The organism is Acinetobacter sp. 1207_04 (genome assembly GCF_052850415.1).
The window spans coordinates 192,103-198,534 of sequence record NZ_VXCQ01000007.1 but is presented as its reverse complement, the minus strand read 5'-3'; the positions used below and the strand labels follow the sequence as shown (position 1 = coordinate 198,534).

At 34.8% G+C, this 6,432-nt stretch carries 5 protein-coding genes; 1 reads left to right on the top strand and 4 read right to left on the bottom strand.

Going from position 1 to position 6,432, the window contains the following annotated elements:
• The first annotated feature begins 182 nt into the window (after positions 1-182).
• Positions 183-791 carry a DsbA family protein gene (locus FW754_RS08580; RefSeq protein ID WP_446324394.1) on the top strand — a complete coding sequence of 203 codons (609 nt, stop codon included), beginning with the start codon at positions 183-185 and terminating at the stop codon, positions 789-791.
• 103 nt (positions 792-894) lie between these two features.
• On the opposite strand, the gene FW754_RS08575 is transcribed toward FW754_RS08580, so the two are convergent.
• The 4 genes from FW754_RS08575 to FW754_RS08560 all read right to left on the bottom strand — a co-directional run bounded on the left by FW754_RS08575 (position 895) and on the right by FW754_RS08560 (position 6,422).
• Complete coding sequence (locus tag FW754_RS08575) at positions 895-1,836, bottom strand: hypothetical protein (protein ID WP_446324393.1); 942 nt, start codon at positions 1,834-1,836, stop codon at positions 895-897.
• Positions 1,837-1,883: 47 nt separating this feature from the next.
• The gene (locus FW754_RS08570; RefSeq protein WP_419348018.1) at positions 1,884-3,002 is read right to left on the bottom strand and encodes a toxic anion resistance protein; all 1,119 of its coding nucleotides are present in this window, start codon (positions 3,000-3,002) and stop codon (positions 1,884-1,886) included.
• A gap of 34 nt (positions 3,003-3,036) precedes the next feature.
• Complete coding sequence (locus FW754_RS08565) at positions 3,037-3,819, bottom strand: tellurium resistance protein (RefSeq protein WP_409511072.1); 783 nt, start codon at positions 3,817-3,819, stop codon at positions 3,037-3,039.
• 185 nt (positions 3,820-4,004) lie between these two features.
• Positions 4,005-6,422 (bottom strand): CSLREA domain-containing protein, encoded by a 2,418-nt coding sequence (locus FW754_RS08560; protein WP_446324392.1) that lies wholly within the window; start codon positions 6,420-6,422, stop codon positions 4,005-4,007.
• Positions 6,423-6,432 lie beyond the last annotated feature (10 nt).

The following is a 6,432-nucleotide window of genomic DNA, read 5'->3' as shown; positions in this document are numbered from 1 at the left end:
AAAAAACTTAAAAGCCAAATATAACCATCCTAGAACTACACAAACAACTCAACACTGCACACATAATCTTACATAGCTTTAAGAAAAAATTAAGAAAGCGGTGCTGAAATCAATGTAATGATTCAATAATCATTGCTATCTATTTAGTCAACATATAATGAAATAAAACGGATGAGACCGATATGAAAATTGAATTTGTATTTGATATTGTTTATCCCATGAGTTACGTTGCTTTTGAAAAGTTAAAAAAACATTGGGATCAAGCAACAGCAAATAAAATTGAGCTCCTCCCTGTACAAGTCCTTCCTGAAATTCCTGAAGAAGGTTTAAATATTTACCAATATTTAACTGAAAGATATGGTTCTAAAGAAGCCAATCGTAAACTAGATATGGCAAAGTTTGCAGCTTATAGTGAAGACTTAACGGTTGATGTTGAGCATATGAAACGCATGCCAAACAGTCGCTTAGCACACCAAGCAATTCTCGCACTGAATAATAATTTTGACAAATTTGCACTGACACAAGCTATTTTCCATGCGGTTTTTTCACATGGTAAGGATATTTCCAACCCTGAAGTTATGAGAAGTATTATTGAAGGTATGGGCTTAGATGGTACTAAAATTTTACGCTCAATTCAGCACCAAGAAATAGCCGATAAACAAGCAGAAATTACTCAATATGTGCAAAGTCTCGGTAAGCATCCAACACCCTATTATATTGTGGATGGGCAAATTCAAGATGAAAGTTTCTCAACGCTCGATTTAAAAAAATTGCTTGTTGCAACAGCTTAAAATACTCGTTGTTTAATGACTAAAAAAGCGAGGAGATATATTTATTTTCCTCGCTTTTAATAATATTTTTTGATTAAAAATGATTATATTATTTAAGACTGACTTATAACGAATTCTTCATTTGTTCACCAATACGCTGTATCCGAGCTGCTAATCGTTGGCTTAAAAAGTAAAGAATCACGCTCAATACAGCAAAAATTGTTGTGATTACGATCAAAATAGATTTTACTCGATCTGACCAAACTTGTGCACGATTCACCACAGCATCAATCGACTTTGCTATAGGGGTTTCAGACTTACCATAAAGTTGGTGCTGAATCGCCCAAAGCTGTTCCGCCTTAAAACCATATTCTAAAAAATGCGGATCTGTGCGTTCTGCTTGAACCAACTGTGTATTATATGCCAATGCGACATCTCGATCAGATTTTCCATGCATCAGTGCTGTTTGAGCCAATAAATATGCCTGTACGGTTGGTTTAGTTTCAGTTTTTTGCAAGTAATCATATAGCTGGCTTTGCTGAATATTATCTTTATATTCAATCATTTTTTGAACTTGGTTATCTTCATCATCACGCAAGTCATACTGTACATACGTTAAACCTGACCATAGCACAATAAAAGCGATGAGCCACCCAATAAATTTCAGTATGAATGACTGAAAACGAATGCGGAAAAATTTGATTCTTTTTAAAAATGAAATAGAGATAAATGCGCCAATAAAGGACACCACCATTTTCAAAAAAAGCCAACCAAACCATGAAAGTAAATTCCAAACATAATCAGGCTGATGTAAAAACGCTTTTAAGTCACCATCAACAGCAAATGGAATATGTAATTGCCGAATCTGTTCACTTACTCCAAACCATTGATAAATAAAATCTTGTTGTACATAAAGCGATATTGCACTGAAAATTAGGGCTGTACAACTCACAATCGCCATGACCATGATATGATTGCGACGGCGTTGTAAAACATGTAAACCTGTTTCAATTTGTTGTATTTGAACAGGATCATGCTTATTTTTCAGTGTCTGATAATCAGCCAACTTATTTTATACTCCTCAAAAACATAATTAAAATTATAGACTTATATTCAAGATTTACCTGAAACATTATCTAAAACCAATTGTTGTAAATTACCTTGTAATGCTTTAATTCGCACTGCGGCTTCATCTCGTTTTTGCATGCCTTCTTTCTGAATCTGAATTACATCATTAACTGTTTTAATTAAGCTGTTCTGTACATGTTCAAGCGTTTCTATATCAATGACTGAACGCTGATTGGCTCTTGCTGTATCAACAGAATTTTGATGCAGTAAATCTGCATTACGTTTTAATAATTCATTGGTCGCATCATCAATCGTATTGGCAAGTTGAACACTATTTTTCTGTTCTTGCAGTGAAATTGCCAAACTAATTTGGTTTTTCCAAGCAGGTAAAGTAATGTTTTTAATCGCATAAAATTTATCAACCAGCATTAAATTGTTAGATTGAATAATGCGAATCATCGGCAATGTTTGCATCGCAGATTGTTGTAGAATCAATAAATCACTCACTCGTTTTTCCAAATTATTGGCTAAGTGATTTAGGTCATAAATTTTTTGCCCTGTCTGCTGATCTTGCTCTTGAGCCGTTAATGCCGTAATTTCCTGTTGAATTTCCTGCTGTTTCAATTTACCCGCAGCAGCATAAATTCCGAGTTGTTTATACTCATCTTGTACACCATCAAACATTTTATCGAGTGTACCAACACGCGTTTTTAAACCATTTTGCGAACTTTCAATTTCTTTTACTAAAGTATCAATCTGCTCTTTGGTACTATTAAAATTCTGGTCAAAACTTTGCTTTGCACCTTTAAATTTATTAAGTAAACCACCTAAAAAACCACTATTCTTCGATTTATTTAAAATGCTTGACGTATTTAATTGTTGCGCAACCTGTACAACTTCATTGAGTTTTTGCCCTGTAGCATCAAGGTCTTTATTTTTCACCATGCCCAACAACTCATCGGTATATACAGATGTCCGTGTCGCAATCCCCTTACCGTATTCTGCAACTGCTGTCGGATTCATATCTGCAAGCTCTTTGCGTGCAGTCATGACATCGGCATAATCTGTTTCCTGCAACCCCATTTCTCTAAGGCTGAGTTGTTCAAATCTTTGTTGTAGTTCCATTGACTGCTCAACAGGAAGATTCTGCTTTTGATCTGACATTTTTTCGCCCCCTAATTATATTTTAATGATGTACTTAAGTTTTTGATGTCGCTCGATCCAAAGAATCTTGCAGTGTTTGAATCAACTTTTCTCGACTTTTATCAAGTTGAGTCTGAGAATATTGTTGATGTTGCTGGCTTTGTTGCACATGATATTGCCATGCAGGAATCAGTACCTGCTCTGCCTCTTTAAAACGGTCAAGTAGGCTCATAGACAATTGTTGTGTCAATATCATTTGCGACATTGCAATATCATTGCTCGCCTGTAAAGTCTGCAAAGTATTAATTTTTTTAGATAATCGCTCAGCAAAATTATCAAGTGGATGTCTTGTTTTGATAAATTGTGGATATTCATCTAAAAATTCTGAAGCAGCCACAATATATCCTGCCATTTGTTCCCGATAACCTGTGGCTTGCAAAAACTTAGTCTGTGATTTCTGAATTTCCAATTGTAATCGTTGTGACAAAACACCCGCTTCCTTCACCAACAGATCAAGATCCTGCATATATTTAATTTTTGCTGAACCAAACTCAAGATCAATGCCTAACCATTTTTGTAGCACGTTAAATTTTTTATTTTTCATTACCTTTGTTGAATTGTTCAATTGAGTAACAATTTGACCAATAACCTGCCCCAATTGCTGATTTAACTTTGGGTCAATACCATTTAAAACAACAGCTTGTGCTTGCACAATTTGATCGGCAAAATGATTAAGGCGCATTTGATCATCAAGTAATGGAACAAGATGATGGCGTTTAATATATAAGAGATGATCCGGATCAATATTTATCTGATCAAGTGGAATCAAAGCGGTCATAGTAATGCTTATTCAATATACGAATTTATATTATTTTTATATAAGGCTCAAATCAACAAATTGCAAATAAAAACATGCTTTTGTGCAAAATCACTACAATTCTATTTCCCCGACTTAAAATCAATTTATAAAAAAGCCAATGATCGAAATCATTGGCTTTCTTTAACTCCCAATAACTATTTAAATCAGTTATGGAAAAAATTAACTCTTGACTTTTTTAGGCTGTAAAAACGGCGCAAACCAATCAAACTAAATAACCCTAACAGACCTAATATACCCGTTGCACCACCACCGCTACGTGCGCTTGGTGTAGATGCTGAATTACTCAATGTGACCGTTGCTGTATTTGAAACCAAACCATCAGCATCATAAACCATATAGTTAAATTTATAGTCAAATGGATCTAATGTATTTTTGATTTGTACGGTAATTTTCCCACCTAAACAGGTTAATTTTTTATCATTACCTGGACATGGACCACTACGTTCAGCAGTAACCGCCACAGGATCAGGCAAACTTGAAATGCGAATTGCCAAATCTTGACCTGCTGCATTTAAATAATAACGTGATTTATTGGGGTTATTCGACAACTGACTGACTAGGCCATCCCCATCATCATTCGTTTGATCGAGTAAATTAATATCAATTTTTTGATCTGTACCATGTTGAATGTTAAAGTTCGCATCTTTTGCAATTGGTGCAATGTTAATAAAATTCGCAACGATGTAGGCACTTGAACTCTTCACAGGATTAGATCCTTTCATTGTCAAAGTATATTTACAGAACTCATTATCACCTGTTGCAGTAATGAAATCATCTGTACGATACATCAGAACCTGTTTCAGTTCCTTATTCCATTCACAGCGCAAGGCAGGATCAATTCGTCCAACAAACTGTTTTTTCTCATCCAATTTTCCTGTGCCTAAACTTTCAACTGTAACATCATAATTTTCTGTCGTTAAATGCTTGATCTCGCGCCCTCCATCAGCACGAACAGCCTCATCAGGTAAATTAAGTGCAAATGGGTCTATAAATAAGGTTCTATATTTTTGATCTGACTTGGTATTATTAAGTAAAGTATTATAATTATTCATCATAATATTATAATACGGTAAATATTCAGGGTTCGTCTCTTTATTATCAATTAAGCCTTTAAACGTATCATATTCTTTTTGGTAGTTATTTATAATAGGTACAACAGATGTATTTATTGTTGCCAAATCCGTTGCTGTTAAACTTAGAATTTCTGTAGAACCAAGATCACAACTCGTATCAGTCGTATCTCGATTTAAAATACGTGTCATACCACGCTGATCTGTTCCAGCACATCCTGTAGAACCAATATCGACAAGATCTTTGTCTGTATTTAAATTTTTAAGAAAATACATCGGCATAAACGCTGTATATTCTGTAGGTGTCTGTAGCGTACTGAGCACAGTATCTGGGTTAACATCACTTACATCAACCAAAGTCTTTTTAACTTCATCTGTAAGAAGTTCTTTGGCTGTTTCACATTGATCATTATCACTTGCAAGTTTTATAGCATTATAAATATTAAGGAAGTTACTCCCTTTCACTTCTGTAACATCACCATCTGCATAACGACAAGATTTACCACCCTCATTAAAAGCAAGAATATTGTATTGTACTGACTTAATACCCCGTGAATTATACAATAACGTAGAAAACGCATTATTTTTAACAATGGTATTATTCACTAAAGCCAAAGATGCACTCGGACTTAGATTAATAGCTTTTTCAGGTGTTTTTGAGCTAAATTGAAAAATTCGACCTGACTGTGCATTTGCAATGTTATTGGTAATTGTATTTGCGGTAAATATAGCTGTTGGCTGACCACAGAAAGTCATCGTACTTAAACTACTACTTGAGCCATTCCCCAAAATACTAACACCCGTTATATTAATCGTTCGATTTGTATATACAAGGTTATCATTACACGTCATTGCCAAGACACTACCTTCGGTTGCGTCATTACCCTGAATAATTCCACGATTAATTGTTAAACCCGTGTCAATATCATTGAGAAAAATTGCACCACCAGATTTTGCTTTTGAATTTAAAATCTGTACGTTAGTTAGTACTGATGTACTTCCCAAATATAAAGCACCACCTGTATCTGAAGAATAGCCATCTTTTAAAATTATATTGGTTAAATTCAAAGCAGGTTTTTTTAAATTTGTCGTATTAAAAATACGTGACTTCCCTTGTCCACTAATCGTGGTTTTAAGTGCAGTTATTGCAGGAAATGTATTTGTTAATACATCCGCTTTACGATAATTAGCAGGTAATTTACCTAAAATTGAAAGCGATGAATTGGGTTGTAATTCACGTGTCAGCTTATACTCACCCTCGTCAAGTTGAATGACATTGGTCATTGAAGCATCAACTTGCCCAACAGGACAACCTCCATATGCTTTATGCGTAGAAGCAGCCGTTACTGCCTCTCGTAAAGAGCATTTTTCAACATTTTCCCCATCTTCATCATCAAAAGTTGTGACGTAAATGGTTTTATCTTCAGCTGCCATCAGTGACATCGTTGATAAAATTGCGAGTGCGAGTATTCCTTTTTTATAGTTTTTCATCCTGAATTCC